Source organism: Maritimimonas sp. 2405UD52-3 (assembly GCF_056591715.1).
The window spans coordinates 374820-392492 of sequence record NZ_JBWQOL010000001.1 but is presented as its reverse complement, the minus strand read 5'-3'; the positions used below and the strand labels follow the sequence as shown (position 1 = coordinate 392492).

Annotated in this window: 18 protein-coding genes; 17 read left to right on the top strand and 1 reads right to left on the bottom strand. The window is 35.3% G+C overall.

The genetic code is table 11. The features are described 5' to 3' along the window. The first annotated feature begins 41 nt into the window (after positions 1-41). From AC1EU5_RS01825 to AC1EU5_RS01750, 16 genes are all read left to right on the top strand, one after another. Complete coding sequence (locus AC1EU5_RS01825; RefSeq protein WP_480190639.1) at positions 42-965, top strand: ketopantoate reductase family protein; 924 nt, start codon at positions 42-44, stop codon at positions 963-965. An 80-nt stretch (positions 966-1045) separates the two neighbouring features. Continuing rightward, entirely contained in the window at positions 1046-1600 is a 555-nt protein-coding gene (locus AC1EU5_RS01820) for a DUF2911 domain-containing protein (RefSeq protein ID WP_480190638.1), read from the top strand. 217 nt (positions 1601-1817) lie between these two features. Then, entirely contained in the window at positions 1818-4763 is a 2946-nt protein-coding gene (locus tag AC1EU5_RS01815; protein WP_480190637.1) for a leucine--tRNA ligase, read from the top strand. Beyond that, positions 4763-5020, top strand: coding sequence for a SemiSWEET family sugar transporter (locus AC1EU5_RS01810; RefSeq protein ID WP_480190636.1), 258 nt, complete (start codon positions 4763-4765; stop codon positions 5018-5020). The genes AC1EU5_RS01815 and AC1EU5_RS01810 overlap by 1 nt, the downstream gene beginning before the upstream one ends. A gap of 49 nt (positions 5021-5069) precedes the next feature. Continuing rightward, positions 5070-6002: a T9SS type A sorting domain-containing protein gene (locus tag AC1EU5_RS01805; protein ID WP_480190635.1), complete on the top strand. Its 933-nt coding sequence runs from the start codon at positions 5070-5072 to the stop codon at positions 6000-6002. A gap of 9 nt (positions 6003-6011) precedes the next feature. Next, positions 6012-7088: a hypothetical protein gene (locus AC1EU5_RS01800; RefSeq protein WP_480190634.1), complete on the top strand. Its 1077-nt coding sequence runs from the start codon at positions 6012-6014 to the stop codon at positions 7086-7088. Between the two features lie 199 nt (positions 7089-7287). After that, positions 7288-8694, top strand: a complete 1407-nt coding sequence (locus AC1EU5_RS01795) for an anthranilate synthase component I family protein (RefSeq protein WP_480190633.1) — start codon at positions 7288-7290, stop codon at positions 8692-8694. Between the two features lie 83 nt (positions 8695-8777). Beyond that, positions 8778-9341 (top strand): anthranilate synthase component II, encoded by a 564-nt coding sequence (locus AC1EU5_RS01790; RefSeq protein WP_480190632.1) that lies wholly within the window; start codon positions 8778-8780, stop codon positions 9339-9341. A gap of 2 nt (positions 9342-9343) precedes the next feature. After that, positions 9344-10336, top strand: coding sequence for an anthranilate phosphoribosyltransferase (gene trpD, locus AC1EU5_RS01785; RefSeq protein ID WP_480190631.1), 993 nt, complete (start codon positions 9344-9346; stop codon positions 10334-10336). Further along, positions 10333-11118, top strand: coding sequence for an indole-3-glycerol phosphate synthase TrpC (gene trpC / locus AC1EU5_RS01780; RefSeq protein ID WP_480190630.1), 786 nt, complete (start codon positions 10333-10335; stop codon positions 11116-11118). The genes trpD and trpC overlap by 4 nt, the downstream gene beginning before the upstream one ends. Then, complete coding sequence (locus tag AC1EU5_RS01775; protein ID WP_480190629.1) at positions 11115-11798, top strand: phosphoribosylanthranilate isomerase; 684 nt, start codon at positions 11115-11117, stop codon at positions 11796-11798. Before trpC ends, AC1EU5_RS01775 begins: the two co-directional genes overlap by 4 nt. A gap of 87 nt (positions 11799-11885) precedes the next feature. Then, on the top strand, positions 11886-13067 hold the full coding sequence (gene trpB / locus AC1EU5_RS01770; protein ID WP_480190628.1) for a tryptophan synthase subunit beta: 1182 nt from the start codon (positions 11886-11888) through the stop codon (positions 13065-13067). A gap of 79 nt (positions 13068-13146) precedes the next feature. Continuing rightward, entirely contained in the window at positions 13147-13911 is a 765-nt protein-coding gene (gene trpA, locus AC1EU5_RS01765; RefSeq protein ID WP_480190627.1) for a tryptophan synthase subunit alpha, read from the top strand. 9 nt (positions 13912-13920) lie between these two features. Further along, the gene (locus AC1EU5_RS01760; RefSeq protein WP_480190626.1) at positions 13921-14262 is read left to right on the top strand and encodes a GIY-YIG nuclease family protein; all 342 of its coding nucleotides are present in this window, start codon (positions 13921-13923) and stop codon (positions 14260-14262) included. A 205-nt stretch (positions 14263-14467) separates the two neighbouring features. Next, positions 14468-15259 (top strand): alpha/beta hydrolase, encoded by a 792-nt coding sequence (locus tag AC1EU5_RS01755; protein WP_480190625.1) that lies wholly within the window; start codon positions 14468-14470, stop codon positions 15257-15259. A gap of 125 nt (positions 15260-15384) precedes the next feature. Further along, positions 15385-15837, top strand: coding sequence for a hypothetical protein (locus AC1EU5_RS01750; RefSeq protein WP_480190624.1), 453 nt, complete (start codon positions 15385-15387; stop codon positions 15835-15837). Here the strand turns inward: AC1EU5_RS01750 and AC1EU5_RS01745 are convergent. Beyond that, positions 15834-16601 carry an alpha/beta fold hydrolase gene (locus tag AC1EU5_RS01745; RefSeq protein ID WP_480190623.1) on the bottom strand — a complete coding sequence of 256 codons (768 nt, stop codon included), beginning with the start codon at positions 16599-16601 and terminating at the stop codon, positions 15834-15836. The genes AC1EU5_RS01750 and AC1EU5_RS01745 overlap by 4 nt on opposite strands. Positions 16602-16779: 178 nt before the next feature. On the opposite strand from AC1EU5_RS01745, the gene gldA reads away from it, so the two are divergent. Next, complete coding sequence (gene gldA / locus AC1EU5_RS01740) at positions 16780-17673, top strand: gliding motility-associated ABC transporter ATP-binding subunit GldA (RefSeq protein WP_480190622.1); 894 nt, start codon at positions 16780-16782, stop codon at positions 17671-17673.

Below are 17673 nucleotides of genomic sequence, written 5' to 3'. Positions count from 1 at the left end.
AAGTACAAAAAAAGCGTACTTTTAAACTTAAAACAATTCACATGAATATTGTTGTTATTGGTGCCGGTGGTGTAGGTGGCTATTTTGGAGGGAAATTAGCCAAAACTGGGTATGATGTAACTTTTATTGCAAGAGGAAAACATTTAGAAGCAATCCAACGAAATGGATTGCAAGTAAAAAGTATTAATGGAGATTTTAAGGTGCATCCAAAAGCCACTAATACTATTGAGGAAATTCAAAATCCTGACTTAATTATTTTGGCAACAAAGTCTTGGCAGGTTGCTAATGTAGCAAAACAGATCAAATCTATTCTTACCGAAAAAACAATGGTTTTACCATTACAGAATGGGGCGGATAATGCTGATAAATTAAGAGCAGTACTTCCTCATAAAAATGTTTTGGCCGGCTTGTGTAAGATCGTCAGTAAAATTGAGGCTCCTGGTATCATCAATCATTTTGTATATGAACCTGAAATTATTTTTGGTGAATATGACAATAGTCAAACCGAAAGAATTCAAAAAATTCATACCATTTTTTCACAATCAAACATAAAAAACAAAGTATCAAATGATATTCACTTAGATATCTGGAGAAAATTTTTGTTTATTGCCACAGTTAGTGGTATTGGTGCTTTAACCAGGGTGCCTTTTGGCCAACTTCAACATGATACTAATATTATGCAACTCATTAGAACTACTGCTCATGAGATAAAATCTGTTGCCAATGCTAAAAAGATCAATTTAACCATAAAAGATGTTGAAAGAGCAATTGCCATGTTTTTAAGTATGGGGCCTAATACTACAGCATCTATGCAACGTGATATTATGGAAGGAAAACCTAGCGAGCTCGAAAATTTTAATGGATACATTGTTGATCAAGGCAACATTCTTGGGATATCAACTCCTCTAAATAATTTTACTTATAATTGTTTACTCCCTCAAGAAAAACTAGCGAGAAATAAATGAAATAAAACAGTTTATCATTTATATATTTTTTTGTTACTTGTATCTCTTTAAAACAAATAGCGAACATCTAAAAAGTAATCATGAAAAAATTAGTTATAATCTTGGCGATGGTATTTGCAATGTCATCTTGTACCGAAAAACCTAAAGACAACACCTCAAATCATATATTTAGTGGCCTAAATCCTAGCCCAATGGATGCAGCATGGTTTCCTAAAGATTATAAAGTGTTAGACAAATCAATAAAAGTTATTTATAGTAGACCACAACTAAGAAAAAGAGAACTAGAATCATTAGCTCCAGCAGGAAAAGTTTGGAGAACAGGTGCTAATGAAGCAGCGGAAATCACATTTTTCCAAGATGTTAATTTTGGCGGTGAAAATGTAAAAGTAGGAACTTATGCCTTTTTTACAATTCCTGGCGAGACTGAGTGGACACTAATTTTAAACTCCGCTAAAAATGCCTGGGGTGCTTATACTTACAAAGAATCTGAAGATGTTGTTCGTGTAAAAGGAGCAGTATCTAAAGGTGAAGCTCATATCGAAGCTTTTTCTATTGCTTTCGATGGTGAGGAAGGAAATGTAAATATGCTTTTAGGTTGGGGAAATACAATTATTACTGTTCCTATCAAGTATTAATTATATAAAATAATGTTAAAAAGCGGGGCTTTGCCTCGCTTTTTTAATGCAAAATAACTACTTAAGATAACCATATTAATTATAACTTTGCCACTTCAAAACGGCATGATCGTAGCGAGGTATTTCTTTGTCATTCCGTCCCGCCAGTTATCAAGATTGATGCGGAATCCATTTTTTAAAGAAATACATTATTACTAAGATTTTAGAATTAGAGTAAATGAGTTACCATTTCAATGAAATAGAAGCTAAGTGGCAAAAGTTTTGGGCAGAAAACGAAACTTTTAAGGTAGAAAATACTTCAGATAAGCCTAAATATTATGTGTTGGATATGTTTCCCTATCCTTCAGGAGCAGGGCTGCATGTGGGTCATCCTCTAGGATATATTGCCAGTGATATTTATGCGCGTTATAAACGCCATAAAGGATTCAATGTATTACACCCTCAAGGGTACGACTCGTTTGGCTTACCGGCAGAACAATATGCCATCCAAACAGGACAGCATCCAGCTATTACAACAGAAGAAAATATTAAGACCTACCGCAGGCAGTTAGACCAGTTGGGTTTCTCTTTTGATTGGAGTCGTGAAGTACGAACTTCAGAACCAAGTTATTACAAATGGACACAATGGATCTTCATTCAACTGTTTAATTCTTGGTACAACAAAGACACTGATAAAGCTGAGGATATTACCACCTTAATTTCAATATTTGAGAAAGATGGAAATTCAAATGTAAACGCTTCCGCGGATGATGATGTTGAAACTTTTACCGCGAATGAATGGAATGATTTATCTGAAGTTGAAAAGCAGGAAATACTTTTAAAGTATAGATTAACATTCCTATCAGAAACCGAAGTGAATTGGGTGCCAGCTTTAGGTACTGTTTTGGCGAATGATGAGATTGTAAATGGTGTTTCTGAACGTGGCGGTCATCCGGTAGTTCGTAAGAAAATGAAACAATGGAGTATGCGTATTTCTGCTTATGCTCAAAGATTGTTAGATGGTCTACATACCATTGATTGGCCACAGCCATTAAAAGATATTCAAACGAATTGGATTGGCCGTTCAGAAGGTGCCATGGTATCATTTGAAGTAGACGGGTATGATGCCAAAATTGACGTATTTACCACGAGGCCTGATACTATTTTTGGAGTAAGTTTTATGACGTTGGCACCTGAACATGAGCTAGTTTCAAAAATTACAACTAAAGGACAAAAGGATGAGGTTGATGCTTATGTAGAAGCGTCTGCTAAACGTAGCGAACGTGATAGAATGGCAGACGTAAAAACCATTTCTGGAGTATTTACAGGCGCGTATGCGATTCACCCATTTTCAGGAGAAAAAGTACAGATTTGGATTGGTGACTACGTGCTAGCAAATTACGGTACCGGTGCAGTTATGGCCGTACCTTGTGGTGATGAGCGCGACTATGCTTTCGCCAAACATTTTGATATTCCTATCCCTAATATTTTTGAAGGCATAGATGTTTCTGAAGAGGCATTTTCTGATAAAGAAAATACGGTGATTGCCAACTCAGATTTCTTAAATGGTTTGAAGTATAAAAAAGCTATGAAAACCATTATCTATGAAATCGAAAAACGTGGTTTGGGTTATGGTAAGGTGAATTATAGATTGCGTGATGCGGTATTTAGTCGTCAGCGTTATTGGGGAGAGCCCTTTCCGGTGTATTATAAAGATGGTATACCTCAAATGATCGATGCTGAGCATTTACCGATTGTATTACCGGAGGTAGAAAAATACTTACCTACTGAAGATGGTAGACCACCGTTAGGGAATGCTGAAGTGTGGGCCTGGGACGTTGAGAAAAACCAAGTGGTTTCTAATGAACTAATAAACCACTCGAATGTGTTTCCATTAGAATTGAATACTATGCCTGGGTGGGCAGGGAGTTCGCAGTACTTTAATAGGTATATGGATGCGCATAATGATGTCGAAATCTTCTCACAAGAAGTCATTAAATACTGGCAAGATGTTGACCTATATATCGGAGGTGTAGAACATGCAACAGGGCACCTATTATACTCTCGTTTTTGGCAGAAATTTATGTTTGATAAAGGGTATGTACCAAAAGAAGAGTTTGCCAAAAAACTAATTAATCAGGGAATGATTACTGGGACAAGTGCTTTTGTTTATAACTTGATAATAACAGATGAACAGCAAAATTTGAGACTAAATGCTTTTGTTTCTAAAAAAATATTTGAAGAAAACAATTCAGGAGACGTTAATACTATTGGAAATGTTATTGTCGATCAAATAAATAATTTGTTAATAGAAAAAGGAAGATCCGAAATAAAATTAAACAAAATACCAGAATTATTTTTCAATAAAATACATACAGATGTTGCCTTTGTAAATGCATCAGATGAATTAGATATTGAAGCATTTAAAGATTGGCGACCAGAATATAGAGAAGCAGAATTCATTTTAGAGAATGGTAAATATGTTGTTGGCCGTGAAGTCGAAAAAATGTCGAAGTCAAAATACAATGTTGTAAATCCTGATAATATTTGCAAGCATTACGGAGCAGATAGTTTGCGCTTGTACGAGATGTTCTTAGGCCCTTTAGAGCAATCAAAACCTTGGAATACAGCTGGTATTACGGGAGTACATAGTTTCCTAAAAAAATTATGGAAATTGTACCATGAAGGTGATAGCTTCCGCGTAAGCGATGAAGAACCGACAAAAGATAATTTAAAGACGCTACATAAAACCATTAAAAAGGTTGAAGAAGATATTGAGAATTTTTCGTTCAATACTTCAGTCTCCACGTTTATGATTGCCGTAAATGAATTAGCAGCTCAAAAATGTTCGAGTAGAGAAATTCTTGAACCTTTGTTAATCTTAATTTCTCCTTATGCACCGCATATAGCTGAAGAACTATGGAGCAGATTGGGCCACGAAGAATCGATTGCATTTGCTGAATTCCCAGAGTTTGATGCAAGTCATTTAGTAGAAAATACTAAGAATTATCCTATTTCCTTTAATGGTAAGATGCGTTTTACTATGGAGTTAGGTTTAGACCTAAATAAAGAGCAGATAGAAGAGGCAGTAATGGCACATGAGAGAACACAAGCGCAACTGCAAGGGCGTACACCTAAAAAAGTAATTGTAGTGCCCGGTAAGATTGTAAATATTGTTGGCTAGTGGATTTCAATGCCGAAATTATAGGTATTGTAGCAGCTCTTTGTACAACGGCAGCGTTTGCACCTCAAGCCTATAAAATTTATAAAGAAAAGTCTGCTAAAGAAGTTTCACTAACCATGTATTTGGTGATGCTTACAGGTTTAATTCTATGGCTGATTTACGGAATTTTAATGAATAGTATTTCAATCAAATTAGCAAATACAGTCAGCATTTTATTGGTGTTGATGATCATTTACTACAAAATAAAAGACAAATAATATCATTTTATAACATTCAGTTTACCTGTTTTTATTATTTTTGAGTGTTATGAAATCAATTCGACCAATCTTAGTTAGTTGCTTTTTCTTATTCTTTGTATTTCAATATACTATTGCTCAACAATTGTTTGTGGGTGATGGCGCAGAATTCTACTTAAAAATAGACTTGCCATTTACAACCAGTAATACGGTTGTAACTTTGGGTGGGTCAGGTGCTTTTTCTGTTGAAGCAGATAATGATTGGGGAAGTGCCACAGAATATGTAGATGGTGCTGTTACTGCCATTGGTACTGGTGAAACAAAACTTCCCGTTGGTAACAACAGTGTTTATGCTCCTGTGATTGCTAACCATACTGGTGATATTTTTGCCTCTTATTTTAATAATACTCCAAATTCTGGAACAAATGGTACAAATGTAAATGCCGTTTCTGATGTTGAATATTGGGAGTTAACCGGTAATGCAATTATTACTTTGCCATGGAATGAGAATAGTGATATCACCAATCTGGTTAATAACAATGGTGGTGTTTTAAGTTCTGTAGCTATTGTTGGCTATAACACTGACACTTGGAATCTGGTGAGTGCTCCCCAAACAAATACAATTACCGGAGATTTATCAAACGGAACTGTCACAAGTGATACAAGTAATTCTGTTGACCTTAATGGTTTTACTCAATTTACTTTTGGTATAGATAATCAAGTTGTATTAGGAACAGATGATCTGTTTATAACCAATGGAATTTCTATACTTTCAAATCCTATAAGCGCCTCTGAAAATATCAGATTTGTATCTCAAAACGATCTTGATGGATTAAAGGCGATTCTATATGATGTTACAGGAAAACAAGTAAGATCATATCAAAACATTAACACTTTTAATGGTCTAGGCTCTTTAAGTAGAAATTCTATTAGGAGCGGAATTTACTTCTTAAAATTCCTTCATGAAGGAAAACAAGGAACAAAAAAAATAATCTTAGAATAAACGCTCACTATGAAAATAAAATTACTCATATTAGGATTTTTAGCAAGTACATCTTTTGGTTTTGCTCAAATAGGAATAGGAACAACTTCGCCAGACGCATCTTCAATATTGGATATGACGTCTACTACTCAAGGGGTGTTGATACCAAGAATGACAACAGCACAAAGAGAGGCAATTGCCTCGCCTGCGATTGGATTACAGGCTTATGATACAGATACAAATTCAGTTTGGATCTATAATGGCGCCGCTTGGGTTAATGGCACAGGTGGACCCGGTAAATTTGTTGATGGTGATGACCCAACAATAGCAGCTTATACTCAAGGTAATGTAGCAATCGGTAGAACAGACACATCCCATAAGCTACATGTAACTAGCGAGCAAGATATTGATGCAGTTAATACTGCTGTAAGGTTTGATGCTATCTATAATGGTACTGGTACAGCTACAACCGCAACCGGTTTTGCCCCATTAGCGCAGAATGCCAATACTGGAACTATTAGTAATGCTACTGCTGTACTTGGAACCGTAGAGAATGCCAGTACCGGTGTTATAAGCCAAGGTGTTGGTTCATGGCAGACTATCGTTAATGAAAATGTTATGACCAATGCTCATGGGTTAAGATCAACAATTGACAATAGCGGCACAATTACAAATAGCTATGGTCATTATACTTTATTTGGTAACAATGGCCAAATTAATGATGCCCGTGGCGGCTACATTTTTATTAGTAATTTTGCTACAATGAATCAGGTGTATGGTCTTTATCTTGACTACTGGGATGCTAATCAAGGGACTGCTACTGATAGTTATGCTCTTTTTATACATCCAGATTTTAATGATGGTACCAATGAAAATTTTGCCATTCATTCAGGTACTCCTGCTGACTCTTATTTAGAAGGTAATTTAGGTTTAGGTACAGATGCTCCACAACAACAATTACATGTGAGTGGTGTTATGCGTCTTGAACCACAGGACCCAACCTCACCTCCAGCCGGAAATCTTGGTGATTTATATGCAGGTACAGATGGCAATCTATACTTTCACAATGGGATTGATTGGCAGCAAGTGCAGCTAACAACACCTTAAATAATTCTAAATATTTTTTAATAATAAAATAAAGTTATTACATTTGTCTCATTAGAATAAAAAATGAATAACAATTTAAATAATACTTGGTGGTGGAACTTTCGAAATGTAAAATTCGTGAAGTAACACCTGCGTATATTTAAAATAAATAATATCTAAAAGGCTTGTCATTCACGACAAGCCTTTTTCAATTTATCAAATGAAGCACTACCTATTAAAATCAAGTTATAAAAAAATCATAGCTGACACCATTACTCCAGTAAGTATCTACCTAAAAATCCGTGATCAATTCCCTAATAGTATATTATTAGAGAATAGTGATTATCGGGCTACAGATAATAGCTTTTCTTATGTCTGTTTTAATCCTATTGCTTCCATTAAGGTAGCTGATGAAAAAGTCACTCAAACATTTCCTGATAATACATCATCACAAATTGAAATAAATGAAACAACCAATGTCCCTGAATTATTTCATCAATTTTCAAGAAGGTTTAGTGTAAATCTTGATAAAAAATTCAAGTTTATTACCAATGGAATTTTCGGGTATACAGCGTATGACGCCGTTCGATACTTTGAAGACTTAGAAATCTCAAAAAAAGATGGTTCTCTGGGAATTCCGGATATGTATTATGCCGTTTATCAAAATATCATTGCCATTAGTAACTTTGAAAATGTTGCATACATATTCTCTAATAGCTTTGATGGTAGTAATAACGTTGATGAAATACACCAGTTATTAAAGGCAAAAAATTATGCAACATTTGATTTTTCAACTGATGGAAATATTGCATCAAATCTTACCGACGAGGAATATAAGGAACATGTTGTGTTGGCTAAAAAACACTGTGCACGTGGCGATGTTTTTCAATTGGTATTATCAAAAAAATTCTCTCAAAAGTTTAAAGGAGATGAGTTTAATGTATATCGCGCCTTAAGAACTATTAATCCGTCACCTTATTTATTCTTTTTTGATTTTGGTGACTTTAAAATTTTTGGTAGTTCTCCAGAAGCACAATTGGTTGTTAAGGATGGACAAGCAGAAATTCATCCAATAGCAGGTACATTTAAAAGAACAGGTGATGATTTGAAGGATGCTGAATTGGCGGAAAAATTATCACAAGATGAAAAAGAAAATGCTGAGCATGTCATGTTGGTGGATTTAGCCCGTAATGATCTAAGCCGTCATGGCTCTCAAGTGACTGTCGATCGTTATCGTGAGGTACAATTCTTTTCGCATGTTATTCATTTGGTAAGTAAGGTAACTGGAAAGAAGCATGAAGGAACTTCCACAATGCAAGTAGTTGCCGATACCTTTCCGGCAGGAACCTTAAGTGGTGCACCAAAGCATATGGCGATGCAATTGATTGAAAAGTATGAAAAAACGAGTCGTGAATTTTATGGAGGTGCTATTGGTTTTATGGATTTTGAAGGCAATTTCAATCATGCCATTATGATCAGGACATTTTTAAGTAAAAATCATACGCTACATTGGCAAGCAGGTGCTGGATTAGTTTCAAAATCGAATCCTGAACATGAGTTACAGGAATTGTATAATAAATTAGGGGCCTTAACCAAAGCTTTGGAGGCGGCAGAACGGATAAAATAATAATAAATGTCATTCCTGCGAAGGCAGGAATCCAGAAATATAAATTAATAATTAAAAGATTCCCATTTTCATGGGAAATGAATATGAAAGTATTAATAATAGATAACTATGATAGTTTTACCTACAATCTGGTTCATTATTTAGAAGATCTAGATTGTGAGGTAACGGTAAAACGAAATGATAAGTTAACCCTTGAGGAGGTAGATGCGTATGAGAAAATTGTATTATCTCCTGGACCAGGAATTCCTGATGAAGCTGGATTATTAAAGGCCATTATTGAAAGATATGCGCCCACTAAGAGTATACTAGGGGTATGTCTAGGGCAGCAGGCTATTGGTGAGGTTTTTGGTGGGAGTATTACCAATTTAGATACCGTTTATCATGGAGTTGCTACCAATGTTACGCTGAATGTAGATGATGAAGACTTGTTTAAAGGTCTTGAGAAGGAATTTGCAGTAGGGCGCTATCATTCTTGGGTGGTAAACACAGATTTGCCAGATATTTTAGAGGCGACTTCTTTTGATGAAAATGGGCAGATTATGTCGTTGCGACATAAAGAATATGATGTAAAAGGGGTACAATACCATCCCGAATCGGTTTTAACACCTAACGGAAAACAAATATTAAAGAACTGGATCAATTCTTAATTATGAAAGCACTTTTAAATAGATTGATCAATCACGAAACCATTTCTAAAAAAGAAGCAAGAAATGTTCTGGTAAACATTTCTAAAGGAGAATATAATCAGAGTCAAATCGCTTCTTTTTTAACGGTATATATGATGCGAACAATTACTGTTGAAGAATTAGAAGGTTTTCGTGATGCTTTATTAGAGTTATGTATTCCGTTGGATGTTTCTGATTACAATACGATCGATTTATGCGGTACAGGTGGAGATGGCAAGAATACTTTTAACATTTCTACTTTATCCTCTTTTGTTGCTGCTGGTACTGATATTCACGTTACGAAACATGGTAATTATGGTGTCTCTTCTATTTCTGGCTCAAGCAATGTAATGGAACATTTAGGAATTAGGTTTAGCAACGAAAGCGGTTTTTTAAAACGTTGTTTAGATGAGGCAAATATTTGTGTGTTACATGCACCTTTGTTTCATCCAGCTATGAAAAATGTAGCGCCCATTCGAAGAGAATTGGGTGTAAAAACATTTTTCAATATGTTAGGACCTATGGTAAATCCCGCTTTTCCTAAAAATCAACTGGTGGGGGTTTTTAGTCTGGAATTAGCCCGATTGTACGGATATCTCTATCAAAAATCGGATAAGAATTTCACCATTTTACATACGTTGGATGGTTATGATGAAATCTCCCTTACGGGGAAAACAAAAATGATCTCTAACAGCTCCGAGGATATGTTAGCTCCGGATGACTTTGGTGCAAAGACTATTAAGCAGGAAGATATTTTCGGTGGTGATTCTATTAAAGAATCGGCCGATATTTTTATGAAGGTAATTTCTGGTAATGGAACAGAAGCTCAAAATAATGTTGTGTCTGCAAATGCCGGTATGGCTATAGCCACCATAAAAGGGTTACAACCAAAAGAGGGTTTTGAGTTGGCTAAAGAATCTCTATTATCAGGAAAAGCAAAGCAGAAATTAGAAAAACTGATAACATTAAGTAAATGACAATACTTGATAAAATAGTTGCTGATAAACGCAAAGAAGTTGACTTAAAAAAGGACCTCATTCCTGAAAAAAAACTTGAAGAGTCCATATTATTTGAAAGGCAAACAATTTCCTTAGCTGAAAGATTGCGAAAAAGTACGTCTGGAGTTATTGCTGAACATAAACGAAGGTCGCCATCTAAATTGGTGATTAATCAAAGTTTAAACGTGCAGGATGTTGCTTTGGGTTACGAAGCAGCTGGTGTATGCGGAATGTCAGTATTGACTGATAGTAAATATTTTGGAGGCTCTTTAGATGATCTACTGCTGGCCAGAGCAAGTTGCCATTTGCCATTGCTGCGAAAAGAGTTTATTCTTGATGAATATCAACTGTTGGAAGCGAAAGCCTATGGTGCCGACGTGATATTGCTTATTGCTGCAATTTTGGATCGAAAGGAGATCAAGAGATTTTCGGAATTTGCTCAATCATTAAATTTGAATGTATTACTGGAAGTGCATAATGAAGAAGAATTGGAAAAATCAATCATGTCAAGTTTAGATATGATCGGGGTTAATAATAGAAACTTAAAAACTTTTGAAGTAAGTACACAAGTAAGTAAAAATTTGAGTGCTTTGATTCCAGAAAATTTCGTAAAAGTTTCTGAAAGCGGTATTAGTTCTGTAGACGCTATAAAAGATTTAAAAGAATATGGCTACCAAGGTTTTCTAATTGGTGAAAATTTTATGAAGACTGATAGCCCCGGCAAAGGTGCCGCTCAATTTATAAAAGATTTAGAAGAATGAAACTAAAAGTCTGCGGTATGAAATATAATATAGCTGAGGTAGCAGCACTTCAGCCAGACTATTTGGGTTTTATTTTTTATGACAAGTCGCCTCGCAATTTTAATAGTGTAATTCCTGAATTGCCAGATGGAATCAAAAAAGTAGGTGTTTTTGTGGATGCCGAAATAAATACTGTTCTGGAAAAAGTCAAAAAATATTCTTTGGATGCCATTCAATTACATGGAAACGAATCTTCTGAATATTGTAAAGAATTGAAACGTCATTACGAGGAACAAAGTGACGAAGTAATCTCAACAAACAGATTGCCGCACTCTGCTCACAATGGCAATTTTAAATTGATTAAAGTATTCTCAATCAAAGATGAATTCGATTTTTCCGTTTTAGAACCTTATGAAGATGTTGTCGATTATTTTTTATTCGACACCAAAGGCAAATTACCTGGAGGAAATGGATATGCTTTCGATTGGAGTGTTTTAAAAGGATATACATCAACAAAACCTTATTTTTTAAGCGGTGGTATTGGTTTGAATGAGGTCGACGATGTCCTGTCATTCATGCGCAGACAGGAATCCAGGTACTGTTATGCTATCGATGTAAATAGCAGATTTGAAGTTGAACCAGGCTTAAAGAATATAAATAAATTAAAAAAGTTTAAAGAAAAAATACGTCACTTCGAGTGATTTTGTGGAACAAAATTGTATCAAGAAGTAATGAGGTCTCGATACAAAATTCTTTCAGAATTTCACTCGACCAGACAAAACTAAATTATGAGTTATCACGTAACAGAAAAAGGATATTACGGAGAGTTTGGAGGAGCTTACATTCCTGAAATGCTATACCCTAACGTAGAAGAATTACGTCAGAACTACTTAAGAGTAATGGCCGAGCCCTCATTTCAGGATGAGTTCAACCAGTTATTAAAAAATTACGTTGGACGTCCTTCACCCTTATATTTTGCCAAGCGTTTAAGTGAAAAATACAATACGAAAGTATATTTAAAACGAGAAGATCTAAATCATACAGGAGCTCATAAAGTCAATAATACGATTGGCCAGATTTTAATGGCGAAGCGTTTGGGTAAAACCAGAATTATTGCAGAGACTGGTGCTGGACAACATGGAGTCGCCACGGCTACCGTTTGCGCATTAATGGGAATTGAATGTATAGTCTACATGGGTGAGATTGATATCGCACGTCAGGCACCAAATGTTGCACGCATGAAGATGCTGGGAGCAGAAGTGCGTCCGGCCTTATCAGGAAGTAGAACTTTGAAAGATGCTACCAATGAAGCGATTCGTGATTGGATCAATAATCCCGTTGACACGCATTATATTATAGGTTCTGCAATTGGACCGCATCCATATCCCGATATGGTAACACGTTTTCAATCAGTAATTTCAGAAGAAATCAAATGGCAATTAAAAGAACAAGAGGGTAGAGAAAATCCTGATTATGTAGTTGCATGCATCGGTGGGGGGAGTAATGCTGCAGGTACCTACTACAACTTTTTAGATAACCAAAATGTAGGGATTATTGCCGTAGAAGCAGCAGGAAAAGGTATTCATTCTGGCGAAAGTGCAGCAACATCTGTCTTAGGAAAAGAAGGTATTATTCATGGTTGCAAAACACTCTTAATGCAAACCGACGATGGTCAGATTACGGAACCCTATTCTATTTCTGCTGGATTGGATTATCCAGGAGTTGGGCCTTTGCATTCACATTTGTATAAAACAGGGCGTGGTGAATTTTATTCAGCCACTGATGATGAAGCCATGCAAGCAGGCTTGGAATTAGCAAAACTCGAAGGTATTATCCCTGCAATAGAATCGAGTCATGCACTAGCTGTTTTTAAGCACAAGCAATTCAATCCTGGGGGTCTAGTGGTCATAAGTCTTTCGGGAAGAGGTGATAAAGATTTACAGAATTATATAGACTATTTTAAATTATAGAGGGGTGTCATTCTGAACGAAGCGAAGAATCTTTTTGGAGATTTCTCTGTCGTTCCACTCCTACGAAATGACAAAAAGAATGACTAATAGAATACAAAAAAAATTACAGGAAGATAAGAAACTATTATCCATCTACTTTACAGCAGGTTATCCTGGCTTAAACGACACTGTAGATATCATTCAAAATCTTGAAAAAGCGGGAGTAGATATGCTTGAAATTGGCTTGCCATTTAGTGATCCTTTGGCAGACGGCCCAACCATACAAGCCAGTTCAACCCAAGCCTTAAAAAATGGAATGACAACTGAATTATTATTCAATCAGTTAAAGAATATCCGTGAAAATATTCAAATTCCATTAATAATTATGGGGTATTTCAATCCTGTTTTGCAATACGGAGTAGAAGCATTTTGCAAAAAATGTCAAGAAATAGGGATAGACGGATTAATTCTACCCGATCTGCCAGTAGATGTGTATGATGAACAATACAAAGCTATTTTTGAAAAATACGGGTTAATCAACGTATTCTTAATTACACCACAAACAAGTGATGAGCGCATCCATTTTATCGACTCTGTTTCTAATGGATTTATTTATATGGTAAGTTCAGCAAGTACAACTGGAGCGAAAAGTGGGTTTGGAAATGAACAAACCGATTATTTCAAAAGAATATCGAAAATGAATCTTAAAAATCCACAAATTGTGGGATTTGGTATTTCAAATAATGAAACCTTTACTCAAGCTACGGAGTTTTCTAAAGGGGCCATTATTGGGTCTGCTTTTATAAAACACTTGACCGAAAATAGGGTAGCTAGTATAGACAAGTTTATTAGTTCAATTAGATAAACTCATCGAATGCCTTACCATATTTATGTTGTAGAACTCTCTAAACGTATTTTTACGGAAAACAAAAGATTCCGTGAGGCGAATCCGCAATTCAACGGTGTTTTAGAATGTCTTTACGTTGGCATGACCAGCAAAACACCTAAGGAACGTTTTCTCCAACACAAAACGGGGTATAGAAATCGTAAAGGGCACAAATTATCGTCTTCTATTGTTGAAAAATATGGCTCTTACCTAAGACCAAGTCTTTACAATCACATAGGGCCAATTGCGTCTAGAGCAGAAGCATTAAAAAAAGAAAAAGCCTTGGCTCTTGAACTTCATAGAAAACGGTATGCCGTTTGGTTTAATTAATTTTTCCAGACCGCTTACACTACTCTTAACACTCTCTTCACACTTAAAAACTTATGCCTTTGTCATTCAGCATCTTGATATTTAATATCTTAGTAAGCCTATTATATTTTTTTTCAATCTTATGAAAACACTTCTATCTATTGTTATATTCCTATTTTCAACATTTTTAATTTCCGCTCAGAGTAAAGTTGTTGAAAGCCTGTCTATGAAAAGCAAGCTTCTTAACTCAGAAGTCAAATACTCGGTGTATTTACCTGATGGTTACGAAAGTTCAGGCAACTCATACCCTGTAGTTTATCTTCTTAACGGATTCACAGGTAATGAAACTGACTGGATAAGAATTGGACTTGTACGAGATATTACCGATGAACTTATTAGAGGAAAAAAAATAATTCCAATGGTACTAATTATGCCTGATGGCGATGACAGACTATATATGAATAAAGATGATGGCACTTATCCTTATGAGGACATGTTCATTAAGGAGTTTATACCCTATATAGAAAAAGAGTATCGCATAAAAAGCCAAAAGAAATATAGGGCAATAAGTGGGCTTTCAATGGGAGGTTCTGGTAGTTTAAGGCTTGCCCTCAAATACCACAACACTTTTGGTGCATGCGCTGGGTTCAGTTCTGGTATATCTACTGAAGAAGAAATAGTTTCAGAAAATACAGGTAGTTTTGAAGATTATTTTGGTCGTATATCGCCATCAATAGTTGGAAAAAAGGGTAAAGAGAGACTTACAAAGACCATTAGAGATTATGATGTTTTACATTTGATAAAAACTAAGGATGCTGAGTTACTAAAAACGGTCGCCATTTATTTTGACTGTGGTGATGATGATTTTCTGACCTTAGGTAATTCACAATTGCACATTGACCTCACCAAAAAAGGCATTCCTCATGAATTTAGAATGCGAGATGGAGCGCACACTTGGAGTTTTTGGCGCGATTCTCTACCCGTTGGACTTCAGTTCATTAGTAATGCCATGCGTTAATCTTGTAAATAAAAAGTACTATTGAACATTTACATATGTGTGAAAAAAGTAAAATCTAAACCACTAAAGAGTAAATGAAACCTGAGGTTTTGAACAGTTCATTAAATCATTCTTAATTTTAATATATGTTTCAGTATAGAAAGTATATAGCTTTAATTGCTCTCATAACTTTTCTATTTGCTGTTTCCTGCAAAAAGAAAAAGTCAAGTAAATTCATCCCTACTTCTCAAGAGTGTATCAATTATGTTCTAAAGCAAGATGATTCATTGGGAACTATAAGAAATCATGCTTGTGAAAAAATAAGCTTAAGTCAAACTATTCAAGAATATACCTCTAATCTTAATAAATTGGATTTTTCCGGATGCTCTGATAATTTTTCTCATGCTTTTAATGAACATATTGCTGCCTGGAATGAAATGATAGAAGTAACCGATAATTATACGGACCTCAGAGGTGAAATGCATGATTTGTTTGATCGCATTGAGAAAAGTAAAGATTCTAGTGTATTTAAACCCAGACTAAAGAAGATTTGGGATACTTGGGCAGTAATAGAATCTACATCAAAATTAAATTATTAATGATTCTTTAAAGAGTTTACTATACTAAGTAGTTCATCTTTGACCAAATCAAAATGCTTGGATAAAATAAAATGATCAGCGCCATTAATAGTAACATCTTTTAAAATATCTTTTGACACTTTTTCTTTAATAAATTCCATGTTTTCATAGGGTACAATCTTGTCTTTGTTACCATGGTAATAGGTTATGGGTGTGTTAATTTGTTGCCAATCGTCTAACATTTTGGTAAGTTCTTCAACATGTACCATTTTTTCTTTGTCTGCAACTTTTAATGCTGTTGGCACCATCCATTTGGTCAATTTCCATCGTGCCATTTTTGCAATGCCAAAAAATTTTTCATCCTCTGGTGAGATGGCCCCTGCAACTAATACACTATGCTTTACTTCAGGATATTTTAACGTCATCTTTACCGCTATTGGCACCCCATAAGACCACCCTACAAGTAGTATTTTTTTCAAACTATACTTTTCTGCAATAGCATAGATCCCTTCCGCTTGTTTTTCAATAGAAGTTTCTGCATTACCAAATTCAGAATAACCATATCCCAGTCGGTCTACTGATACAAGGTTTGCTTGTTTTATTAAATCTGTATCTTTTAGATACCTTAAATAATTCCCGGCCGAACCTGGAGCGCCGTGAATAAAAATGATAGTGGGTAATGCACTGTTAATCTTTCCACTAGAAATGTATCTGATCTTTTTACCATTATAATCTGCGTAATCAATAACAGGAGTAATAGATGTTTCTTTAAATTTTCGAAACATTTTTTTATCACTTTCCCTAAAGGAAACACAGGCAGTACCAAGAATCATAATTGCTAAATAATAGGATAAGAATCGATAATACTGAAGTAACCGAAGTGACACAATTCTTAAGACAATTTGTTAACTCAAAAGTACTTAAATTAGCCGAAGTATTTTGACGCCTCACAAAAATATCTAAATGTCTATTACTGTTGAAAATGTTTCTAAATTCTATGGAGCTCAAAAAGCCTTAGATACTGTTAACTTTACTATTGGTTCAGGAGAAATCGTTGGTTTTTTAGGCCCTAACGGTGCCGGAAAATCAACTATGATGAAAATCATCACTACTTATATTCAACAAAGTGAAGGAGTAGTAACAGTTAACGGACATAATGTTGCCACTGAGCAACAATTAGTGAAAAGTTCCGTTGGTTACCTTCCGGAACATAATCCACTTTATTTAGATATGTACATAAAAGAGTATATATCTTTTAATGCTCAGATTCATAAAGTGCCTAAAGTAAGAGTTGAAGAGGTCATTGAACAGGTAGGGTTGACTCCTGAAGCCCATAAAAAAATAGGACAACTCTCAAAGGGGTACCGACAACGTATAGGATTAGCAGTTGCACTTTTACATGACCCTGAAGTATTGATTTTAGATGAACCCACCACAGGATTAGACCCGAATCAATTAGTTGAAATCAGAAACCTCATCAAAGAAATCGGGAAAACAAAAACTGTGTTGTTTTCTACACATATTATGCAAGAAGTAGAAGCTGTTTGTGATAGAGTGATTATTATTAACAAAGGAAAAATTGTTACCGACAAAAAGCTTAATGAATTAAAAGGTGGTAAAGATCAAGTGCTGGAAATAGAGTTCGATCTGCGTGTTGAAAAAGAACTACTAGAACAATTGCCAAAAGTTACCAAGGTCATCAACTTACATGCTAATACTTGGCAGCTAAGTTTTAATACCAGTAAAGATATGAGACCTGCCATTTTTGATTTTGCTCATGACAATGGCCTAAAGCTCTTACAATCGCAACAAAAAAATGAAGATCTTGAAAGCTTATTTAGAAGTTTGACCCAATAA

What these genes read in the sequence shown, in the direction of transcription:
- AC1EU5_RS01825 (WP_480190639.1), top strand. Translation starts at nt 42, where the DNA reads ATGAATATTGTTGTTATTGGTGCCGGTGGTGTAGGTGGCTATTTTGGA.
- AC1EU5_RS01820 (WP_480190638.1), top strand. Translation starts at nt 1,046, where the DNA reads ATGAAAAAATTAGTTATAATCTTGGCGATGGTATTTGCAATGTCATCT.
- AC1EU5_RS01815 (WP_480190637.1), top strand. Translation starts at nt 1,818, where the DNA reads ATGAGTTACCATTTCAATGAAATAGAAGCTAAGTGGCAAAAGTTTTGG.
- AC1EU5_RS01805 (WP_480190635.1), top strand. Translation starts at nt 5,070, where the DNA reads ATGAAATCAATTCGACCAATCTTAGTTAGTTGCTTTTTCTTATTCTTT.
- AC1EU5_RS01800 (WP_480190634.1), top strand. Translation starts at nt 6,012, where the DNA reads ATGAAAATAAAATTACTCATATTAGGATTTTTAGCAAGTACATCTTTT.
- AC1EU5_RS01795 (WP_480190633.1), top strand. Translation starts at nt 7,288, where the DNA reads ATGAAGCACTACCTATTAAAATCAAGTTATAAAAAAATCATAGCTGAC.
- AC1EU5_RS01790 (WP_480190632.1), top strand. Translation starts at nt 8,778, where the DNA reads ATGAAAGTATTAATAATAGATAACTATGATAGTTTTACCTACAATCTG.
- trpD (WP_480190631.1), top strand. Translation starts at nt 9,344, where the DNA reads ATGAAAGCACTTTTAAATAGATTGATCAATCACGAAACCATTTCTAAA.
- trpC (WP_480190630.1), top strand. Translation starts at nt 10,333, where the DNA reads ATGACAATACTTGATAAAATAGTTGCTGATAAACGCAAAGAAGTTGAC.
- AC1EU5_RS01775 (WP_480190629.1), top strand. Translation starts at nt 11,115, where the DNA reads ATGAAACTAAAAGTCTGCGGTATGAAATATAATATAGCTGAGGTAGCA.
- trpB (WP_480190628.1), top strand. Translation starts at nt 11,886, where the DNA reads ATGAGTTATCACGTAACAGAAAAAGGATATTACGGAGAGTTTGGAGGA.
- trpA (WP_480190627.1), top strand. Translation starts at nt 13,147, where the DNA reads ATGACTAATAGAATACAAAAAAAATTACAGGAAGATAAGAAACTATTA.
- AC1EU5_RS01760 (WP_480190626.1), top strand. Translation starts at nt 13,921, where the DNA reads ATGCCTTACCATATTTATGTTGTAGAACTCTCTAAACGTATTTTTACG.
- AC1EU5_RS01755 (WP_480190625.1), top strand. Translation starts at nt 14,468, where the DNA reads ATGAAAAGCAAGCTTCTTAACTCAGAAGTCAAATACTCGGTGTATTTA.
- AC1EU5_RS01750 (WP_480190624.1), top strand. Translation starts at nt 15,385, where the DNA reads ATGTTTCAGTATAGAAAGTATATAGCTTTAATTGCTCTCATAACTTTT.
- AC1EU5_RS01745 (WP_480190623.1), bottom strand. Translation starts at nt 16,601, where the DNA reads ATGTTTCGAAAATTTAAAGAAACATCTATTACTCCTGTTATTGATTAC.
- gldA (WP_480190622.1), top strand. Translation starts at nt 16,780, where the DNA reads ATGTCTATTACTGTTGAAAATGTTTCTAAATTCTATGGAGCTCAAAAA.